Below are 22,194 nucleotides of genomic sequence, written 5' to 3' on the forward strand. Positions count from 1 at the left end.
GTATGGAACAGACTACTATTTGTATAATCGATGATCATGCTATTGTTAGGCAAGGCCTAAAGGAATTATTGCATAAAATAGGCAATTACAAAGTAATTAATGAATTTGACAATGGCGATGATTTTTTGCAGGCATTACCCATAAATCCGTCTCCCGATATTTATATTCTGGATTATTCTATGCCTAGCATGAATGGCATTGAAGTGTTAAAAGCTCTAGAAGAAAAAGAGCAAGAGTACAAAATACTATTGCTGACCCAACATTTTGACGAACAAATAATAGATGCCGCTTATCATCATGGCGCTAGAGGTTTTTTACATAAAAACTGCACAGCGCACGATTTGAAATTTGCTATAGACAACATCATTAAAATAGGTTACAACAACGTTTCTGAAATTCTTAAACGCGTACGCAAGTATGACAACAATAGTGGAAAAAAAGAAAATATTAATTTGACACAGCGTGAATTTGATTTCCTGAGATTGGTTTGTGATGAAAGAGAATTAACCTATGAGCAAATGGCAGAAATTATGAATCTATCCATAAAATCTATCGAAGCCTATAGAGCAAGCTTATTTGAAAAATACAATATCAAATCAAAAGTCGGACTTGTACTGTTTTCTTATAAACACCGCTTAACTGAGCCTTTTTTATAAACAGGGAAAAAGTCATTCTTCTCGAACGTCTATTCATTATTTTTTGGAATATATTCATAAAAAAAGAGCTGTTGGCAAAAACAGCTCTTTATAGGTTTCTCATGTAGTGTACAAGCTTACTAATTCAAATACTAAAATAAAAAATGAAATGAAAAACCAATATTTTAACTCGTTGGGTGAAATTATTTTCAACACATAGAAACATAGTTTAACTAAACTTAAAAAAGGCGTTTCACTAGTCTAAATTCACATAGTTTAGCTATGTGTGGAAACTTGTTTCGTCCATTTTCTTTTTTCGCCACAAAAAACTATGCCTCTATGTGTTAAAATGCTTTTATTTTTTAATTACACCCAACGGGTTATTTTAATATTGCGGTGCAGCAACGGTAGAGTTAGATTTCATAATAACCTCAACCGTACTTGGTTTGGCAAAAAACTCTTTTGCAAAAGCTTTTATATCTTCAGCCGTAACCTCGTTTAAGGTTTTCTTATAAATCGTGTCGTCTTTAAACGATTCATTATTGAGCATCATGTTATTGAGATTTCCTAGCCAGAATGCGTTGGTCATTATCTTTTCTGCCCTTGCTTTTAAAAGCGTGTTTTTAACAGCTTGGACATCTTCTTCTTTTGGTGTTTTTTTCTGAATTAAATCTATCTGCTCGTAAATAATTTTAGTTAGTTTCTCTTCTTTTGCAGGATCACTATCAAAATTAATCGTCATTGAATATTCATCAGACGGCAGACGGCTTACTGAATTGGAAACATGAACACCGTAACTTCCGCCTTCTTCTTCACGAATCAAATCCAAATACTTTTTAGACAGTAATTCAGATAAAATATGCATTGTAAATACATTCTTGTAGTTGTATGGAAATTGTTTCACAAAACGAATGTAAACGCTTGCCTTGGGCACATTCATTTCACGAACCAACAATTGCTTGGCAACTCCTGGAGCAGGATTCAGATGATTGTCTGCAAAATTTTCTTTTTTGTTTGCATCTGATGTTATGCTTCCGATATATTTTTCTAATAATGCAAGGGCATTTTCAGGAAGATTTCCGGTAAATACAAAAGTAAAATCGGCTGCGTTTTGAATTCTTTGCTTATAAAGTTCCGATGCTTTTTCAAAACTCAAACGCTTCAGAAATTCTTCATTCAACAAAGGAACGCGCTTGCTGTGATTATAATTTAACTGCGAAATTGTATCCTGAAAAACTTTCGGATTCGTATTCAAAGTATTTTCTAATGAATTGCTGAAATTGGTCAGCATACGCGTATACGAATCTTTATCAAATCTTGGCTGTTCAAAATATAGATATACTAATTGCAATAAGGTTTCAAAGTCTTTCTGATTGCTCGAACCTCTAAATCCTTCTGTTAATTCTGTGATATACGGTTTAATTTCAACAATTTTTCCGTTTAGTTTGTCTTTCAAGTCAGTGCTTTTAAAACTGCCCAAACCTGAACTTTCTACCAAACTCACAGCAATCTGCGACGACGGAATATCTTCTGTTTTAACTAGCGAACTTCCTCCAAAACTGAAAGCTGAAAACAAAACCTCGTCTTTTGCTAAAGTCGTTGGATATAAAACAATTTTTGCTCCGTTTTCTAAGACATAACTTTTCGCTCCAGAGATTCCTTCAATTGAGGCTTCTTTTGTCACTTTTGAGCCTTTTAATTCTGCAGCAATCAATGGTTTATCAGTATCTGTTTCTTTGTATTTATCAAGCAGCATTTTCTTAACTGATGTCATAATGCTGATGTAATCTTCTTTTGAAGGATAAACGGCATCATTTTTATCTGGCCCCGTAACAGTCATCACGATATTATCTGTTGTCTGCACTTTCTTGACCGCCTGATTGATTTCTGCCAAGGTGATAGAAGCCAGTCTCTTTTGCACATTTTCATATTGTGTTTCAATACTTTCAAACGGAGTTGCTTTTAGGAAATAATTCACCAATTCTTCTGACAGTGCATCATTTTCAAACTTGTCTTTATTCTTCAATAAGTTTTCATACGAACTCAAAACTGCTTCTTTGTTGCGGTCTAGTTCTTTTTGCGAAAATCCGTAACGAACAGCCCTTTCAGTTTCAACCATCATTTCTTTAAAACCTTCGAGTGTTTTATTATTTTTTGGAGTAACATACAAATAATAAGAATCCGTCAATCTCGAAACTTCAGATGTTCCTGTTCCGATTGCCAAAACAGCGGTTTCATTGTTTTGAATAAATTCCTGATAACGTCTGTTCAACATGTCGATGCACAGATTATTTACCAAATCTCTTCGAATGGTTTCGTTGCTTTTTACCTTATCGAAATCCTTTTTAAAATACAGAACAACATTGGTTTCTTGCGCTTCTTTGTCTTTTGCCAAAACATAATTTATTCCTTTGTTTTTAGGAACAGAAACATAGTAACGTTCAGCCGCATTTTTAGGCATTTCGATAGACGAAAACGTCTCGATGATTTTCTTTTCAATTTCTCTTGCGTCTATGTCTCCAACCACAATAACAGCCTGTAAATCTGGACGGTACCATTTTTTATAATAATCTCTTAAAACTTGATAATCAAAAGTATTGATCAAATTCAAATCGCCGATTACATCACGTTTCGCGTATTTAGAATCTTTGTATAAAACTTTATCCGTTTCCAAACGAAGCCTGAAATCCGAATTTCTTCTGGTACGCCATTCTTCTCGAATTACACCACGTTCTGCATCAATTTCTGCATCTTTTAAAGAAAGAAAACCAGACCAATCGTGTAAAGCCAAAAGACAAGAATCAATCAGTTTTGAATCGTTTGCAGGAACATTGCTCAAATTGTAAACTGTCTGGTCTTGTGCGGTGTAAGCATTAATGTCAGCACCAAAACTTACTCCTTTTTTCTCTAACATATCTATGATACCTTTTCCCTCAAAGTTTTGAGTTCCGTTGAAAGCCATATGTTCTAAGAAATGTGCCAATCCGTTTTGATTGTCGTTTTCGAGAATAGCGCCAACATTTTGAGCAAAATAAAAACAGACACGATCTTTTGGAAATTCGTTATGCAGGACATAATACTTCATTCCGTTCTTTAATTTTCCCGAAACTACGTCTTTGCTTAACGGAACTGTAGTCGAAAATTGGGCAACGCTTTTAAATCCGATTAAAAGGAGAGAAAGCCAATATTTTGATTCAAAGATTTTCATTTTGTTAGATTTTGTTGTTGGGTTTAATTTTTTTAAACACATAGAATCATAGGATATTGATTGTCTATAAAAGGCATTTCATTTGTTTAAATAAACATAGGTGTAGGGTCTTTGATCTTTGTCAAAATTGAATGGAATACATACACCAAGCTATGTGTTGAGAAACAAGTTTCTCTTTTATTATCGCTTAACAAGAAAGAAAAAAACTATGTTTCTATGTGTTTAAAAACAATAACCACGACGTTATATGTTATTTTTTAAAATTCCGGACTCCTTCCTGAAGCCATTCGTAGTATTCGTTAATATCCGGATTGTATGCCGATGGCTTATTCAAATCCTTTTCGTTATGATCCATCAAAACGTAATACGGCTGTGCATTGGTTTTGTATTTCAGGATCTGGAGTTCACTCCATTTTTGCCCTGTATATTTCAGAACTTTTCCTGTAATTTTAGAAACCACTTGTTCTTCTTTTGCTAAAGGTCTTTTGTCGTCAACATATAATGAAATCAGCACTACATCATTATTTAAAACCTTCAAAACTTTTGGATCCGGCCAAACACGTTCTTCCATTTTACGGCAATTTACGCAGGCATACCCTGTAAAATCAATCATTACGGGTTTGTTTACTTTTTTCGCGTACGCCAAACCTTTGTCATAATCGTGAAAAGTCGGAATTCCGTTTGGACCACTTTCTGCACCTTCCGGAAGATTTGATTTTTCTGTATTTTGAGTTACTGCATTTCCAAAACCATTTGGCGATTCGCTGTATTGTTTTGCCGGCGGAAATCCGCTGATGTATTGCAACGGAGCTCCCCAAAGTCCCGGAATCATATAGACTACAAATGATACAACGATAATTCCTAAACTCAATCTCCCCACAGAAATATGAGTTACAGGCGTATCATGCGATAGCTGGATTTTTCCAAATAAATAAAAAGCCAACACCGTAAATATGCCGATCCAAATGGCTAGGAATACTTCTCTTTCTAATAAATGCAATTGCAGCACCAAGTCGGCATTGCTTAAAAATTTAAGTGCCAATGCCAATTCTAAAAAGCCTAAAACCACCTTAACCGAATTCAGCCATCCACCCGATTTTGGCAAGGAATTCATCCATCCCGGAAAAGCCGCAAATAAGGCAAAAGGCAATGCAATTGCTAAAGAAAACCCAAGCATCCCGACAATCGGAGCCACTCCCGCCTGGCTTGCCGCCTGAACCAATAAAGTTCCAACAATGGGTCCTGTACAAGAAAAGGAAACTACAGCAAGAGCCAATGCCATAAAAAAGATTCCGAGAACACCTCCCATTTCCGATTTCTGGTCGATTTTTGTCAGCCATGAACTTGGCAGAACGATTTCGAAAGCGCCCAAAAAAGATAAAGCAAAAACCAATAAAAGCAAGAAGAAAACGAGATTAAAGACTACGTTTGTCGCCAAAGCATTTAAGGCATCGGCACCAAAAATAGCGGTCACGAGACTTCCTAAAACCACATAAATTATGATGATAAAAATGCCGTAAATTATTGCATTTCGAATTCCGGTCGCTTTGTTTTTGCTTTGTTTGGTAAAGAAACTCACCGTCATCGGAATCATCGGGAAAACGCAAGGGGTAAACAATGCCGCAAGACCTCCTAAAAAGCTTAAGAAAAATAAAGTCCAAAGGCTTTCTTCAGGGGCTGTTTTTCCCGAAGCAGTTTCTTTTTCCATTTTCAAACTTTCAGGAGCGTCTTTGCCGGCAATGCTAACAGAATCTGTTGTGTTGTTTGTCGTATCCTGTTTAGTAGTCGATTCGTCTTTTGCAGACAAATCAGTATTTTTTGCTGCTGTTGCTTCGTTTGCCACCTCGTCGTTTACAACTGGTTTATCTGATTTTTTGAAGGTAAATTTCACTTCTTTTTCGCCTGGAGGAAGACAGCTGTTATCATTGCAAACCATAAAAAATATAGTTGCATTGATTGTAAAAGCGTCGTTTGTTTTTCTTTCGATATTCTGTGTAAAAACTGCTTTATCTGCAAAGTATTTAATTCGCATATTAAAAACAGGATCATCCACTTCATGTCCCGCAGGCTCGATTACAGCGCCGATTGTTTTGTAGTTTTTAGACTTTGGAAAAGTAAAACTTGTTGGCGCTGGTCCGCCAGAGGGAACCTTTTGAGAATAAATGTGCCAGCCCTTGTCAATTTTAGCAATAATAGACAAAGTATATCTGTTTTCTCCAATTTCTTTTACCGAAGTAGTAAACGAAACTGGGTCGTAAATTTGGGCAGTAAGGTTACTGATCGCAAAGAAAAATGCGATAAAAAGGACTAGTTTTTTCATGATGTTAGAGAAATATACTGATTGTATTTTTTTATCTAAATGTTTTTTAAACACATAGAATCATAGAATTTGATTGTCTGTAAAAGGCATTTCATTTGTTTAAATAAGCATAGATATTAGATTTTTAAACTTTGTCAAAGTTGCCTGCAATACTTACACAAAGCTATGTGTTGAGAAACGAGTTTCTCTTTTATTATCTTTTAATAAGAAAGAAAAACCTATGTTTCTATGTGTTTAAAAATTTTAGGTCACTTTTTATATCGAGCCAAAATCCACTTTGCAATATCATCTAAAACCTCTTCGGCAAAAACTTCATCAATTTCTTTGGCTTCGCTCTGTGTACAGGTTTTGCAATGTTGGTACATATGGTTTAATCCCGGATAAATTTTGGTTGTCAAATCTTTTGTTCCGAGATGTTTTTTGAATGAATCTATATTTTCAGCAGCTGGAACCTGTATATCTTTATCTCCATTTGCTATAAATACCGGAACTGTAATTTTCGGAAGATAGTTTTCTGGTTTGTAATGAATGGTGTAGCGATACCACTTTCTGTCGGCATCTTTTCCGTAACGGTACAAGAAAGTCTGATCTCGTCCGTCTAACAACTGTACTTCTTTTAAAGTAGTCGAATCCTGCTTTTGCATCCACTCTTTCAGCTTGACTTCCATGGCTGGCTGTGCCGATTCTCCGTCTTTGGTATTGTACACAATATTAAACATGATGTTGTACATTTCCATTTGTTTGGCAACCACTTTATCTGAGAATTTATAACTTTTAAGAATGGCTGTGTTTTGAAGATTCAGCATTTCTAATCCGCTTACGCCCACACCTGAAAGACTGATCATAAATTTGACATCTTTGTTTCTTGAACTTACAATTGAGGCAATCATACCGCCTTCGCTGTGGCCAATCAAACCAATAAAAGAGGCGTCGATGTTTTTCTCGCTTTTTAGATACGCAATCTGTTCTTCTACATCATCGGCAAAATCTCCAGTGGTTGCGTTTTGGAAATCTCCAGTTGTTTTGCCAAAACCGCGGTCGTCTACGCGCAAAGAAGCGATTCCGTTTTTTGCCAGATAATCAGCTAAAACCGTAAAAGATTCCCTTCCCATAAAGGTATAATTGCGATCGTGCTGCCCCGTTCCTGAAATTAAAATCGCTAACGGATATTTCTTTTTCCCTTTCGGAATCGTCAATGTTCCTCCGTAAGTCAGTTTGGTGTTTTTTCCTAAGAAAGTCATATCGACAACCTGATACGGATAAGGCTTTTTCGGGTGTTGCGCAAAAAACAAAGGCGTTACTTCGTTTTGTTTTTTCAGTACAATTGCGGCATTCGGAAAAGAATAATTGTTGAAAATTCCAGAAATTGCAGTTTTATCGGAATTGTATTTTCCTTTAAAAACAAAATTATACATTTCATTTTTAAAGAAAATGCTATCCTGTTTTTTTCTGATACCGACTTTAATCGAATCATAAGACATTTCGGGAATACTCAACAAAAGCGAATCCTTTTTACCATCGAAATCTCCCTTTACAATAATTCTTGATGAGTGGTATTGGCCCTGCCAGATGGTTTGTGAAAAACCAATCTGACAGCACAATACTAAAAAACTGAGATATAAAAAATGAACAATTTTCATTACTTAACCTTTTTTTTAACTAAATTATTTTTTCTCAGTTTTTAAATATTCAACGATAATCGAAATTTCGTCAGCCAATTCGCTTGGGCTTCCAAAATAACCATTCGACATCCATCTTAATTTTCCGTTTTGGTCGATGATCATTTTTTCTGGAATTCCAGAAAAATGAAATGCTTTCGAATATTTGTCATATACAGCATCATACTTTCCAGTTTTTGGATTTTTGCTATCGTACAAAATCGTAAAATCGAATCCTTTTTCTTTAATAAAAGCCTGAGTCTGTGCTTTAAAATCTTTGATGTATTCCATTGTATCCACAAAATAGAATTTCACATTGTCATCGGCTTTGTATTTATTTACAGCCATATTCATTCCCGGCATTGCGTTTTTACAAGGTCCGCACCACATTGCCCAGAAATCTAGCACCACAATTTTACCTTTTTGATCGGCTAATTTTACTTTTCCGCCACGGTTGCTTTCCATTTCAAATCCATCAATTGGAAGATTGATTAATTCTGAAATCAATTTCTTTTTATGCTCATCATTTGTTTCTGCTTTTAAAGAATGAAAATAAGCCTCAAAATCTGCCTCTTTTTTACCTGCTTTTACATATAAATCTTTTAAAGCTGTAATTGATGTTGGCGTGATTTTATTCGATTTTGCAGCAGTAATCAAGTAGGCATTTGCTTCAGCCACTCTTCCTTCTCTCAAAAGCATTCTAGAATAAACTTCATTGTAAGATGCATCATCAAACTTCATGATAGGTTTAATTTTTTCTAGATATTTCTTAGATAAATCATACTGCTTTAAAACTTCCAAAAGTTTAGCATAGGTAAAATATTCTCTTGCTGCATTCTGCAGTGCTTGAGCTTGCCATTCTTTAGGAGATAATTTGCCTACGTATTGTTTAGGTAAAAATGCTTCTCTGCTTTCTAACTCCGGAATAATGATGTCAGCATATTTTTTAAGTGTTTCTAATGATGCTTTTTCGCTGCCTTCCTGATCTCTGTCAAAAGGAATTGAAATCAAATGCCATGCATAATCTACCAACATAAAGTAGGAAACATTTTTAACGCTGTTTAAAGTAAAACTATAATCTTTATTTTTTACGATATAATTATACATGATTCCCTTAACCATTTTGTCATAGAAAAGGCTTTCCGTGTCGGTTAAAACATCTTCAAACTTACTTTGCGGGAAGTTTTTTTCAAAAGCATTATATAGAGCCACCTTTTTGTTGAAATCGGCTTCGTTGAATATTTTTTTGATCTCTAAATCGCGAGCCAAAACACCGTTAGGATACTTAGTCAATAAAACTTGCTGTACAGAATCGGTAAAAGCTTTATTGGCTGGCTGTTCTAAAAGATCTAATGCCTTTTGCATTTTATACTGATGTTCATTGTCTAGATTATCAGCTAAAATAAAACGTAATTCGCTTTTGATGCGTTTTGTAGGATCGCCAGGTTTTGCGCTTTTCATCAATCTTAACCCTTCGTAAAAAATATCTTTACGGCTTTCTGGATGGTACTGCATTTCGTAATTGATCCACATCAAACTAATGGTATCATTGATGCTTGAAACAGGATCTAATACGTTTGGATGCTGGTCTGCAAAAGATTCGTTTCTCATTAATCCCCAGCCCGAATAACTGCTTTTGGTTGGCGGAATCATCCAAGAATAGGTTTCTTTGCCGCCTCTGTCTAATAAAGTATCCGAAACAAAAACAAAGTTTATCAGCGCAGCATCATCTGCTAGTTTTATTTTGGTTTGCCATTTTTTATCGGCAGTTTGTTTTAACGTAACGTCACTCACTTTCCATTTAAAACTTCCGTGTGTATACATTCTTCCAGATACTTCTTTAGCATCTTTTAAAATTGTACCAGCAGGATCGTAAGTAATGGTAATTTCTTCTCCTGATTTTGGAGCTTCAGGAGAAACAGCAAATCTTTTTGCTTCACCCTGTGCATAAGAAGCTGCATTAACACTCAAAAAAAGTGCTGCTAGTTTTAGTATTTTCATTTTTTTTGTTTTTTGAAATTTAGTGCACTCAAAAAAGTTTGAGTGCACTTGTATGATTAATCTAATTATGGATTTTGCTGTAAGTTTGGTGCGTAATCGTAGTAAATTGGAGCATAAGGCATCTGGTAGCGATCGCTGTTTGGTGCTAGTGTAAATGTTTGTCCAGCATAAGTATGCGTAATTGTTCTGGCAAATTCTGGTTCTTTGTTTAATCGTTTCAAATCAAACCATCTAAAATTGCCGTGCCCCATTAACTCTCTTCTTCTTTCTGCCAATACCTTAATTAAGGCATCTTTGCTGTCTGTTGCTGTCATGGCAACATATTGTGCTGCCCTAAATCTTTTTTGTCTAAGCTTATTGATTTCAGCCATTGCAGCTTCAGCTGATCCAGCTCTTGCAAGGCATTCAGCTTTTATCAACATCATTTCCGCTACTGTTGGACCTCCATTTCGGCTTTCTCCTGTTAAACCTTCTTTAGCGTAAGTTCTTCCTATTGTATAATCAGAACTAAAAGTACTGGTTGGTTGTGTAAACAATACATAACGCAAATCATTGGTATCAAATGAATTAATTAATTCATCACTTAATGATAGAATTTGCGGCGCATAAGTGAAAGAACTATAGCCATTCCATTTTGATAAAATTAATTCTTTGTCAAATCTTCTGGTTGGAAAAGCATCAAACTCATAATCTTCTAAATTGTTTAAGGTATTTTGAATCGCCAATGATTTTTCTGCATTTTCTAAAGCCAAAGGATAATTGCGCATATACAAATACGTTCTCGCCAAAAGTGCATAAGCTGCGGCTCTAGAAGGAAAAGCTACATTATTGCCCGAATTAATTGGTTTTAATCCTGAATTTACAGCATCATTCAAATCACTTAAAATAATATCATAAGCGTTTTGGACAGAAGTTCTTTTGATATCTTCTGAAACTGTTGGAGTTGTAAAAAGTACAATTCCCAAATCTGTTGCAGCAGTTGTAGCATCATACGCTTTTCCAAAAGCATTTACAAGGGTTAGAAAAATAAAAGCGCGGTGTACTTGTGCTTCACCTTTAATGGCTAGTTTTTCAGCTTCTGTACCTTCTTTACTTTGCATTACTTCATTGATTACGACATTAGCATTGTACAAAGCATTATACATAGTATTCATATTATAATCTAATTCACCATCAAAATAAATTTGATTCGCCCATTTATATTGATTTACAAAAGGACGATAGTAATCTGAAGCACTTAATGCAGTAGTCTGTGCTTCATTTTGAAAACTGATATCATCTGATGCTACATCTAAAGCTCCATAATTGATGTCAAATGTGTAACTATTATTTAATAAATATCTGTAATTTTCAGTTTCTTCAGGTATTAATCTACCCTCTGTTTTGATATCAACGTAATTATCACAGCTCAAAACAACTGCTCCCAAAGCTATTATCGTGATGTATTTTAAATATTTTTTCATCTTTAAAAAATTAAAAATTAACATTAAAACCAATTGAGTATATGGCCATTGCTGGTAATTTCATGTTTGTTCCTGTGTAAGGCAAAAAGTCAGGATCTAAACCGTCTTTATTTTTTCTCCAAAAGAAACCAAGATTTCTAGCCGTAAAAGTTACCGAAGCACCTGTTATAGAACCTCTATTGATTAAGTCATTTAAATCGTATTTTAATGAAAGCTCTCTAAAACGGATATGATCTCCTTCCATGATACGGTTATCTGAAGACAAATATCTCACGAGACTTGTACCACTTGAACCCACAATTCCTGGAACCGATGTCGTAGCCTCATCTCCTGGGTTTCTCCATCTTTGGTCAATATCTGTATTTAAGTCGTATCTGCTAAATCTTCCTGATCTGTCTACATAACCTCCATAAGTTGGTTTAAACATTACATAATCAAACTTATAAGTTGCCAAAATGTATAATGATAATTTTTTATACGTGAAGGTGTGGCTAAAACTTCCAAAATACGAAGGAATATTTGTTCCCATATATTTCAGGTCCTCAATGTCTTTTAATGAAGTAAAAGAGTTTACAATATTACCAGACTTATCGTATACTTGGGTTCTACCGGTAACATCTAATCCTGCTGATCTAAAAGCAAATATACTGTTCAACGGATAGCCTTCAACTGGTGGTGTTCCTCCTGATCCATTTAAATACTGACTGAAATTTTGAAAACGAGAATCGGTTACTTCTGTAGTATTATAAGTAACGACAAGACCTGAATTCCAAGAAAAATCTTTTGCTTTTAAAATCGTCGCGCTTAAACTTAAATCGACACCATTTCCAGATAATGTTGCCGCATTTTGCGTTAACGTGTTATTTTGAACTCCGTAGAATGGAGAAATTGGAAATTCGACAATCAAATCTTTACTATTCTTTTTATAATATTCTACAGTACCGTTCAATCTGTTGTTTAAGATAGAAAAATCTACTCCTAAGTTTAAAATTGCCGTTTTTTCCCAACGTAAATTAGGATTTGCCGGCTTACTTATTGACGCATAAGGCAGCTGTGAAAAATCATCCAAATTATTTAATGTTATGTTGGTAAAAGGAAAGACCTCTAAATTGATATTTCCGTTATAACCATAACTCGCTCTTAAACTTAAACTGTTAAATAAGTTACTGTCTTTTAGGAAAGATTCTTCCTTAACATTCCATTTTGCTCCTGTTGACCATAGTGGCGTTCTTCTTAATCTTTTATCTACTCCAAAATTGTTATAATCATCTAAACGGGCACTTCCTGTAAGTGTATATTTATTTTTGTAAGTATAACCTGCATTGGCATAATATGATAAAAATCTTCTACGAACATCTTTATGCTGGTTACCATATTGCAGCGTATAATTAAATCCGTTTACGTCAACATAATTCATTGATGGAATATCTACAGAAGTTTGCGTTTTTGGATTATATCCGAATAATGTTCTACTGTCTTGACTTTCTCTCGTTTCTCTTGCTTCAATACCTGCCATTGCGTTAATCAAATGATCCTGGCCTATAATACCATCATAATTTAACTGTCCTCTCATCGTGTAACTGCTCGTTCCAAATTCGTTATTTTGATAAATACCTCCTAACGGAATTGCATGTACTAAATCACCGTTACTGTTTATAGAAGTTGCTGAGTTGATTCTATCACGTGCGTAATACGTATTTTCATTGTACATATTATCATTTGATGTACGCGAATTTTCTATAGAATAAGTTCCTACCGCATCTAAACCTTTTAATAAAGGAGCTGTAGCCGAAATGGTAGCACCAAAATTTAATTCGTTTGAGGTTCTATCACTATTGTTTAATTCATCTACATAATTGTAAGTCCATGGTAAATATCCAGCTTGTTCCAACGCAATAGTTTGTACGCTGTAATAACGCTGGTAATAATTTACTGAATTCCCATCGTCTCCAATAATTTGATTGTAAGGCAATAACGTATTTGAATCGATTCCTAACGGCCTAAGTCCTAAACCATTTTCATTATATTTAAAGATAGAACCTCTTAAGTTTGTCGTCATTTTTAAATAATTGAAAAGCTTAAAGTCCTGATTCGATAACAAAGTCAAACGTTGTCCGCTGGTTCCTTGTGCCTGAGTTTCTTCTTTAGAATATGATCCAGACATGAAATAAGAATAATCATTTTGTGCACCGCTGAACGATAAATTATAATTCTGAGTTGTTGCCGCCTGCAATAAATACTGTTCTGCCTGTCCATAAGTATTACGATTTCGCAATACATCTAGACCAGCGTTTCTCTGAGCTTCAGAGATAGCACCGCGTTTGTATTGAAACATCAAGTCCATTCCCTGACTAATAGGAGGAGCCAACATATAAGTTATACTTGCCGGGTCTGTAACTAAATTTTTATCTACAAATTCTTGTTCTAAATTTAAAACCTGAGATGAATTCATCAACGGTAGTTTTGATAAAGAAGGCTTATTTGAAAAACCATAATTTTGCGAGAAACTAATTCTCGTTTGTCCTTGTTTTCCTTTTTTAGTGTCAATTACCATTACTCCGTTTGCCGCTCTTGCTCCGTAAATAGAAGCCGAAGCAGCGTCTTTTAAGAACGTAATTTTCTCAATATCATTAGGGTTTATAGTTCTAATATCCAACTCAGTTGGCGTACCATCCAGTACAATTAACGGCATTGCATTGGATCCGGCATTCTCAAAAGTAGATCTTCCTCTAATGGAAGCTTTATAACTCCCATTTCCCTCAACTGATCCTCTCGTATTTCCGTAAACAAAAGTGTTGTCAGAATCTTCAATATTTAATTGCAGACCGGCAACCTGACCTTCCAATCTATGAAGCACATTATTTACAGGAACTTTTTCTAAATCTTTAGCTGTTATGGCAACATAAGATCCTGTAGAGCGCTCTCTATCAATTTTCTGGTATCCTGTAGAAACGATTTTTACTTCATCCAATTTGCTTACATCCTCTAACAAAACTGGATTAATAATCAAGCTGTCTGTAACAGCAACTTCTAGTTTTTTATAGCCTAAATATTCAAAAACAAGAATGTCTCCTTTTTTAGCCATGATTTCATAAGAACCGTCAAAATTGGTAATTGCACCATCTTTTGTACCTTTTACCCAAACAGTGGCACCGATCAAAAATTCTTTTTTGGCATTGGTTACGACTCCTTTTATTTTTACTTTTTCCTGCATTACAGAAGCAGTTCCTGATTTTGCTTTTGCATTTAAGGATATAACAATCAACTTGCTGTTGACAAATTCTGCTTTGTAATCATCTCCTATCAATTCTTTGATTACCGCCAGCACATCAGCATTATTTACTGTTATATTTACGATTCTCTGTGCATCAAAAACGTCATCACTGTAAAAAAACTCCACATTTGTTTTTTTCGTAATTGTTTTTAAAACATTCGACACAGAAAGGTTTCTTGCGTTTATGCTTACTTTTTGGGAATAAGCAAAAGCAACTATGTTGAAAAGAAAAATCGTTAATATTAGGGATTTCTTCATTAGGTCAAGAAATTTATCCCAAAGCGCGGATTTTACCCCACAATCTTTTGCGGATAGGTTTTTTTTCATACTTTTAAAATGTTTTGGTTGGTTAATAGATTTCGAACTCTTTTTTTCGACTGAACAAATACTGGCCGGGAAATGCTGCAACATTTTCCGGTTTTCTTTTTTTACTTACTTACGGTTACTTCATACGTTTGGTTTACTTTGTTTATTTTATATTTTATATTGGATGTTTTACTGATGATGTTCAAAAAATCATTCAAAGGCTGGTCTTTTAAGACAAGACCTGTAAACTTAATCTGCTCTAACGATTTTTGCTCGAACTTTACATTAAAGTCGTACCACTTGGCCATTTTCGTCAAAATGTTTTTAAGATTCTCATTTTCAAAGTAAATTTTTCCGTCTTTCCATGCCGAATAGACACCTACGGCAACGTTTTTTACCTTTAAGGATGATTTATCAGAAAGCGCTTGTTGCCCCGGAGTCAAGACTACAGATGCATGATCTTTTCCTGTTTCCGAAACTTCTACTTTTCCTTCGTCGAGAGTGGTTACAAAACTCTGATCTTCGGTATAAGCATTTACATTAAAATGAGTTCCCAAAACCGTAACATTTCCTGACCTGGTTGTTACCGTAAAAGGGCTGTTGGGATTTTTTGCCACCTCAAAATACGCCTCTCCATCTAAAGTCACCATTCGCTTATCGCCAACAAATTCTACCGGATACTTTAAATACGATTTTGAATTCAACCAGACTTTAGTACCGTCTGGAAGTTTGACTTGAAAAATTCTTCCATGCGGAATAAATAGCGTATTGTACTGTGCTTTTCCAGGATGAGGAGCAGCCTTATCATCATAACTGATCTGTCCGTCTTGGTCTTTTGTAATTACTACATTTTCCTGACTTGCCACGACTCCATTTTTCTGATCATTTAAAACTACCTTCGAACCATCGGCAAGAGTTAGGATGATATCGTTTTCACTTCTGTTGGTCAGAATTACTTCTTTTTCAACATTTACGCTCGGTACCGAATTTGTAGTCTGGGCAAAATATCCAATTCCAATAAGTAAAACCACTGCAGCTGCAACTGCATATTTATAGTAAGGCCTTAGATTTCTCTTTGGAGAGATTCTTTTATTGATAGACTTCCAAGCTTCACCCAGATTTATGTACTCAATATCATTTTCATAATTTCTTTTTACTCTTTCAAAATATTCCCTGTTTGAGTCAGACTCATTGTACCATGCAGCAAAAATTGATGCTTCTTCGGGGCTGAGAGTATCATTTATTTTCTTGATGATCAGTTTAAAATCCATTTTGAGAATTCTTTTAAATTAACAATTACTTGATGGTAATTTACATCTAAGACAATCGAATTCTGTATATGGGTGACAAAAGTTTAAGAAAAAATGAAGAAAAAATTAAATTTTGGATAAAGCCAAATAATTTTCTTACGAGCGGATAGACAGCAAAGCAAGAATTACAACCAAAGATTGGCTGATCTTGTTTTTAGATCTTTGCAGTTGTGTTTTTACGGTATTTACAGAAATGCCAAGTTCGTCTGCAATCTGGTTATAGCTGTAATTTTCGATAAATTTTAGTTTAAAAACCTGCTGCATACTTTCGGGAAAAGTTTCAATGATTTTTAAAATTTGGTGGTACAGAATGTTTTTTTCTTCTTCGGTAATCAAGTCAAGATCTTCATCTAAAACCAACATCGAATTTAAATCTATCAAATTCAAATCGTCTGTAATTTTTAATGCTTTAAGATAATTTAAGCATCTGTTTCGGGTCATGGCAAACAAATAAGATTTCAATGAAGTTTTAATTTCAATGGTTTGCGCATTTTCCCAGAGCGAAATAAAAACATCTTGAACAACATCTTCACTGGCCTGCTGATCAAAAAGAAAATTATTGGCATAAACGACCAGCCCTTTATAAAAATGATCAAAAACATTTTTATAAACAGTTTTATTTTGTTTCTTAAGTTCTTCTAAAACAATATTAATTTCCAAAATAAAAAGTAAAGCCGATTTAAAAGTAAAAAACAAATCTATATAATTTTACAACATCATCAAACTGGAGTCATCTTCTTTTCTGTCGTAAAAAGGATATGGCTTATTTAACTTGAGGTTAAAAATTTTGAATCCGTAAGTAATTACTTCTTATAGTTTTTGAACTGGCTTTTCCTTAAACTTAAATTTCAAAAAATTTGAAAAACCAAAGGCTTTAAACAATATTATTTAAAGCCTTTTACTATTTTGAAACATTTATTTCTGTGCAATTTATTTCTCCACCAAAACCAAATCATCCACATAACAATATGCATTCGCTTTTCCATCAGCCAAAAAACCAATCTCTACCTTTCCTTCTTTAACAATGATATTCGAAATGGTAATGGTTTTCCACAATGCGTTTTCCCCTTTAATAGTATAAGAGAACTTCTTGTTATTGCTGAGCGCATACATTTCTAAATTCGTAAAATCGGTGCTGTTTTTTATTTTGGCAGAAAGCGTGTAAACACCGTCTTTCAGTTTTACGAATGGCGAAGAAGCGATAGTTTGAAAAATCTTTCTTTTAAAATCTATTTTATCACTGATTTCAAGACTTTTTTCGCCAATAACCGTTTTTCGTTCTTCTTCGGTATTAAAATGATTTAAAACTGGCGAAATTGAATCTAACGAAATCTTATTGCCTTGAATCACTTCAGAAAACCAGCCCGTCAACTGAATCTGAACCGGTTTTACAGGACTCGGAATATGCCTGCGGTCGGCTTCAAAACTGGCATTTTTTATGTAGTTATTATCTTTTGCTACTTCCCATCTTCCCGTTTTTTCTTCCAGATTCCATGAATTTAGCGAATTAAAATAAGGAGTTGTACCTTCAAACGAAATGGGACACCATTGATTATAACCTAATCCGTTTCCAGCAAAATTGGCCCAGCGGTCGCCACAAAACACAATCGTTTCTTGTTTACTGCCTTTTACAGAGAAGAAAAATCCGGTTTGAGAAATGTGGGCAAAATCATCTTCTGTACCTTTCATTACCTGCATATCATTTGTCGGAACATAAGTTCCACGAATATCGTCTGCTACCAAATAATAAGCAAAAGAGGCATCCCAGCCATAAATATTGGACGCAAACATATAATATTTGTTTTTGTACTTAAACATACAGTTTCCCTCACGGCTTTCGCCTTTAAAAACCTCTGTACAATCCAAAAGATTTATTTTTTCGTCTTTAATACCAATTTCAGAAACATAGATTTTATTTCGACCTCGTCCGTAAGAATAAATTAAATAGGACTTTCCCGTATCTTCATCTGTAAAAACAGTCTGGTCGCCAGTGTTGCTCGTTCCAATCATTTTTTCCATATTGATTTTCTGATGCCATTCAAACTGACCCGTCGGCGAGTCCGAAAGTGTAATCAATACTTCTGAGTCGTGCTGTACGAACATTGCATATTTTTTCCATTCTTTGATGTAAGCAACACCCAAACGTCCGACCCAGGTTTTGCCGTTTTTATTTACTTTTTCTTTGGTCAAAACATCGGCTTCAAAAGTCCAATTAACCAAATCTGTAGAGCTGTAACAGGTTACCGCCTGAAAAGTTGATGTTGGCAACGTTACCGCAGGATTATTGCGATAAACATCTGCCTCTTCATATTGAACGCCATACCAATAATATTTCTGAATACCGCTTATAGGATCTTTAAATTTAAAAATACCGCCACCCTGACTGTAAATGGGTTTTCCGTCTTTGGTCTTCCAAAAAGAATCATTTTTAATATTCAACAACTGCGCTTCAACAACTGAACCGTTAAAACAGCATATAAAAATTAAAAGTATTTTGAACAAAAGGGTATTGTTATTCATCTTTCTAAAAATTTAAATCAGTTTTGAGTGCTAAAGTTTTTCACATTTTCATGAATGGATTTTTCTCCCTGAACATTTTGGGCCGTCACATTTTTAAGAAAAACATTTTCAACTGGAAGTTCTTTCTGCGCCAAAATTCTAGAGATAAATTTGACGTTTGTGGCTTTTACATTTTCAAGATACACATTCTGAATCGGTGTAAGTCTTCTTTCGATTGTCGGAACTAAATTTCGCCATTGGTACAAAACATCGGTTTCAATGCCGAGAATTCCTTCGTCGATTTTCCCTGAAGTTATATTGGTCATGTGAATGTTCTTTACATAACCGCCCCTTCGTTCATTGGTTTTAATGAATAAAAGATGATTGAGTTTGGCTCCATCTACCACCGTACAATTATCAATAAAAACATTTTCGATACCGCCCGAAAGTTCACTTCCAATAGCAACTAATTGATGTCCATTTTTGACGGTACAGTTTCGCATTACAATATTTTTTGAAGGCGTATTCAATCTCCAAGCATCCTGATTACTTCCCGATTTAATTGCAATAGCATCGTCTCCTTGGTCAAAAACACAATTTTCAATCAAAACATTCTGACTCATTTCGGGATCTACACCATCGTTATTATGTCCGTGAGCGTAAACATTCAGATTTCGAAGCACTACATCTTTAGACAGAAAAGGATGAATCGTCCAAAACGGACTGTTGGTAATTGTCACCCCTTCCATCAAAATATTTTCGCATCTGTTAAACTGAATAAACTGCGGACGAAAATTGGCTGTATCATTTACCATCTGTCTGTCTTTCATAGGTTTGTTGTAAGAAGCCAGATAATACAACCTTTTCAAGCTTTCCATATGTGCTTTGGGTCTTGCAAACCATTGTTTCCAAACGTCCATTTTGGCTTTTAATTCTCCCTCTCCCGTAATGGCAATATTTTTACATTGATAAGCATAAATCAAAGGCGAATAATTATAACATTCATAACCTTCCCAAGTTGAACGTACGGCTGGCAGGTAATCTTTTGGATTTTCTGAAAAAAGCAAAACCGCGCCTTTTTTCAAATGCAGATTTACATTGCTTTTAAAATGAATTTTCTTTGTTAACCATTCTCCTTCCGGAACAACCACTGTTCCGCCACCCGATTTGCTGGCCTTAGCAATAGCTTTACTGATGGCCTCAGAAGTTTTATTCAAGTCTCCCGCAACAGCACCAAAATCTGTAATCGGGAATTCTTTACAGTTGCTAAAATCTGGAATTTTTATCGCTGGCATTTCAAAAGGCGCTTTTACAGTCACTTCTTTTAAAGTTACTCCTGACTTGTTTTTCTTGAACGATACAAAAACAAACGAAATCAATAAAGCCGTACAAAATATTATTTTTTTCATGATGAAATTGATTTTAATCTTAAGTATTATTTTCTTGCATTAGCCAGGGCATTCGCTTTTAAAAAATAAAAAAAAGTTGGCCACGAACTACACGAATTGTCACTAATTTTTATCCAATTTAAAATTGAATTGTACTAATTCAGTCTGTTCTTAAGAATTTGTGTAATAAAAAAATAGTTACAATTCGTGTTTATTAGTGTAATTCGTGGCGGAAACTTTTAAATGCGAATGTCGTGTGCATTAGCTCTCAACTATTTCTTATCTGATACCAATACAATATTTGGTTTTGGAGCAGGCTTCATGTCTGTCCCCATATAAAAACTAGTATGCGGAGGCTGATTGTAGCCAACATTTTGCCACGCAATGCTCAATCTGTACTGCGGATCGTGCATGAGCGTATATTGTCTGATTTCGGTCGGAATTGTGGTAGAATAAATTCGCAGCTCTTTATTGTCTTCCGACCTCAAAATCAATTCCTCACGCCAATCGCCCAGAATATCGGCCGAAAGTGCCGGTGTCGATTTTGTGCCATTGTTGGAAACCGCTCCATTGGCAGTAAACAAACGGCCTTTACCATATTTATCTATATAATTTGAATTCAGTATTTCACGTGATGTGTCGCCGTCCCAATAAATTAAGAAGTTAATTGAACTTGGTGCTTTTCCAATGACATTGCCTTTCATATCATATAAATTAGCAGAACCTGACCACCAGAACTGAGCGCCTTTTCTAGTTGGATCAATATTGTCTGCAACGCCTCTGCCGACATCTTCATTTAGAGAATCGGTAAATAAGACTTTTCCATCAGCAGCGGCAAAAATAGTAACCCCAGGCCCTTTTGTTCCATTTTCTATTTCATGAATTCCAAAAACTTCTAATCCTGGAAGATCCGGATCTAAATCTGAAACATGAATGGCATCCCCATGTCTGAAACCTGTTGTGTACAACCCTTTTCCGTTGTCATCAACACACATCGAACCGTAAATAATTTCATCTTTTCCATCATTATCCACATCCGTAACTGTAAGATTATGATTTCCCATTCCCGAATAGGGATTCTCAGAATCTTTACTATCAAAAACCCATCTTGAAGTTAGTTTTTGATCTTTAAAATCCCATGCTGCCAAAACTGTTCTTCCATAATAACCACGGCACATTACAACGCTTGGATGAATGCCGTCGAGATAAGCAACACAAGCCAAAAAACGGTCCATACGGTTTCCTTTAGTATCATTTCCGCCGCTGCCACCATATCCTCCCCAACCAGCCAAGTCGCCTCTTTCGGGAATATAATCGACTGTTGTAATGAGTTTTCCTGTTTTTCCGTTAAAGACAGAAAGGTATTCAGGGCCTTTCAAAATTTTTCCGAAAGTTGGCGAATTTGAATCTCGATCAACCCAGTCTTTTGTTGCATCTCCTACAACATTATTCTGACTGTCTCTGGTGCCATCTGCTGTTTTGCATACAAACTCCGAAATTCCGTCTCCATCCAAATCGTACACCATAAACTGCGTATAATGTGCGCCTTCGCGAATGTTCTTTCCTAAATTGATTTCCCACAAAAATTTACCTTCCAAAGTATAGGCCTGAAAAATAGGCGGATCGGTAATTCCGGTATGAGAATTGTCGTGTCCTTTACCGGTCATGTGCACCACAAAATCGTACTTTCCGTCACCATCCAAATCACCCACCGAAAGATCATTTGCCGTATAACCTTCAATTTGTTTTAAGACAATCGACAAATAATCTTTATCAGGACTCGAAGCCGGAATCGTAAAGCTTCCTTTTGCATCAGATTCTTTTCCTTTTAAAACCGTTTTTACAAACCAAGTATTTTCTTCTTGAGGATTAGCATTGGTATCTACAAAGTTTGTTGCGCCAGTTATCGGTTTGTCATTTAATTTCACTGCTTTTCCAGAACCGTTTTTTCGATATAAATTAAAAGCCAAATCGTCTGGGTCTGTTCCTAAAACCCTCCAGCTGATAAAAAACTGTCCTTTGTCTTTAATGGCAATAAGACCGCGGTCTAGGTCTTCCATCTGTCTTTGCGCAAAAACAGAAACCGTTAAAAATGAAACTATTAATAGAATTATATTTTTCATGATTGATGA

General features: G+C 35.2%; 12 protein-coding genes. 1 reads left to right on the forward strand and 11 read right to left on the reverse strand.

Annotated elements, in window-relative coordinates:
• The first annotated feature begins 2 nt into the window (after nt 1-2).
• The gene (locus E0W73_RS06240) at nt 3-656 is read left to right on the forward strand and encodes a response regulator transcription factor (RefSeq protein ID WP_135221224.1); all 654 of its coding nucleotides are present in this window, start codon (nt 3-5) and stop codon (nt 654-656) included.
• Nucleotides 657-1,020: 364 nt separating this feature from the next.
• On the opposite strand, the gene E0W73_RS06245 is transcribed toward E0W73_RS06240, so the two are convergent.
• The 11 genes from E0W73_RS06245 to E0W73_RS06295 all read right to left on the reverse strand — a co-directional run bounded on the left by E0W73_RS06245 (nt 1,021) and on the right by E0W73_RS06295 (nt 22,185).
• Nucleotides 1,021-3,843, reverse strand: a complete 2,823-nt coding sequence (locus tag E0W73_RS06245) for a M16 family metallopeptidase (protein WP_162847670.1) — start codon at nt 3,841-3,843, stop codon at nt 1,021-1,023.
• A 250-nt stretch (nt 3,844-4,093) separates the two neighbouring features.
• Nucleotides 4,094-6,163 (reverse strand): protein-disulfide reductase DsbD family protein, encoded by a 2,070-nt coding sequence (locus tag E0W73_RS06250; RefSeq protein WP_135221226.1) that lies wholly within the window; start codon nt 6,161-6,163, stop codon nt 4,094-4,096.
• Between the two features lie 248 nt (nt 6,164-6,411).
• Nucleotides 6,412-7,803: an alpha/beta hydrolase family protein gene (locus E0W73_RS06255; RefSeq protein WP_135221227.1), complete on the reverse strand. Its 1,392-nt coding sequence runs from the start codon at nt 7,801-7,803 to the stop codon at nt 6,412-6,414.
• 24 nt (nt 7,804-7,827) lie between these two features.
• On the reverse strand, nt 7,828-9,822 hold the full coding sequence (locus E0W73_RS06260; RefSeq protein WP_135221228.1) for a TlpA disulfide reductase family protein: 1,995 nt from the start codon (nt 9,820-9,822) through the stop codon (nt 7,828-7,830).
• Nucleotides 9,823-9,887: 65 nt separating this feature from the next.
• Nucleotides 9,888-11,285 carry a RagB/SusD family nutrient uptake outer membrane protein gene (locus tag E0W73_RS06265; protein WP_135221229.1) on the reverse strand — a complete coding sequence of 466 codons (1,398 nt, stop codon included), beginning with the start codon at nt 11,283-11,285 and terminating at the stop codon, nt 9,888-9,890.
• A gap of 10 nt (nt 11,286-11,295) precedes the next feature.
• Nucleotides 11,296-14,886, reverse strand: a complete 3,591-nt coding sequence (locus tag E0W73_RS06270; RefSeq protein ID WP_135221230.1) for a SusC/RagA family TonB-linked outer membrane protein — start codon at nt 14,884-14,886, stop codon at nt 11,296-11,298.
• Between the two features lie 101 nt (nt 14,887-14,987).
• Nucleotides 14,988-16,136: a FecR family protein gene (locus tag E0W73_RS06275; protein ID WP_135221231.1), complete on the reverse strand. Its 1,149-nt coding sequence runs from the start codon at nt 16,134-16,136 to the stop codon at nt 14,988-14,990.
• A 135-nt stretch (nt 16,137-16,271) separates the two neighbouring features.
• Nucleotides 16,272-16,871, reverse strand: coding sequence for an RNA polymerase sigma factor (locus E0W73_RS06280; protein ID WP_162847671.1), 600 nt, complete (start codon nt 16,869-16,871; stop codon nt 16,272-16,274).
• 234 nt (nt 16,872-17,105) lie between these two features.
• Nucleotides 17,106-18,695 (reverse strand): family 43 glycosylhydrolase, encoded by a 1,590-nt coding sequence (locus tag E0W73_RS06285; protein ID WP_135221233.1) that lies wholly within the window; start codon nt 18,693-18,695, stop codon nt 17,106-17,108.
• 17 nt (nt 18,696-18,712) lie between these two features.
• Complete coding sequence (locus E0W73_RS06290) at nt 18,713-20,083, reverse strand: glycoside hydrolase family 28 protein (protein WP_135221234.1); 1,371 nt, start codon at nt 20,081-20,083, stop codon at nt 18,713-18,715.
• Between the two features lie 251 nt (nt 20,084-20,334).
• Complete coding sequence (locus E0W73_RS06295; protein ID WP_135221235.1) at nt 20,335-22,185, reverse strand: rhamnogalacturonan lyase; 1,851 nt, start codon at nt 22,183-22,185, stop codon at nt 20,335-20,337.
• Nucleotides 22,186-22,194: the final 9 nt, after the last annotated feature.

This window comes from Flavobacterium foetidum, from assembly GCF_004634245.1.
GTDB classification, from domain to species: Bacteria; Bacteroidota; Bacteroidia; order Flavobacteriales; family Flavobacteriaceae; genus Flavobacterium; species Flavobacterium foetidum.

What these genes read in the sequence shown, in the direction of transcription:
- E0W73_RS06240 (WP_135221224.1), top strand. Translation starts at nt 3, where the DNA reads ATGGAACAGACTACTATTTGTATAATCGATGATCATGCTATTGTTAGG.
- E0W73_RS06245 (WP_162847670.1), bottom strand. Translation starts at nt 3,843, where the DNA reads ATGAAAATCTTTGAATCAAAATATTGGCTTTCTCTCCTTTTAATCGGA.
- E0W73_RS06250 (WP_135221226.1), bottom strand. Translation starts at nt 6,163, where the DNA reads ATGAAAAAACTAGTCCTTTTTATCGCATTTTTCTTTGCGATCAGTAAC.
- E0W73_RS06255 (WP_135221227.1), bottom strand. Translation starts at nt 7,803, where the DNA reads ATGAAAATTGTTCATTTTTTATATCTCAGTTTTTTAGTATTGTGCTGT.
- E0W73_RS06260 (WP_135221228.1), bottom strand. Translation starts at nt 9,822, where the DNA reads ATGAAAATACTAAAACTAGCAGCACTTTTTTTGAGTGTTAATGCAGCT.
- E0W73_RS06265 (WP_135221229.1), bottom strand. Translation starts at nt 11,285, where the DNA reads ATGAAAAAATATTTAAAATACATCACGATAATAGCTTTGGGAGCAGTT.
- E0W73_RS06270 (WP_135221230.1), bottom strand. Translation starts at nt 14,886, where the DNA reads ATGAAAAAAAACCTATCCGCAAAAGATTGTGGGGTAAAATCCGCGCTT.
- E0W73_RS06275 (WP_135221231.1), bottom strand. Translation starts at nt 16,136, where the DNA reads ATGGATTTTAAACTGATCATCAAGAAAATAAATGATACTCTCAGCCCC.
- E0W73_RS06285 (WP_135221233.1), bottom strand. Translation starts at nt 18,695, where the DNA reads ATGAATAACAATACCCTTTTGTTCAAAATACTTTTAATTTTTATATGC.
- E0W73_RS06290 (WP_135221234.1), bottom strand. Translation starts at nt 20,083, where the DNA reads ATGAAAAAAATAATATTTTGTACGGCTTTATTGATTTCGTTTGTTTTT.
- E0W73_RS06295 (WP_135221235.1), bottom strand. Translation starts at nt 22,185, where the DNA reads ATGAAAAATATAATTCTATTAATAGTTTCATTTTTAACGGTTTCTGTT.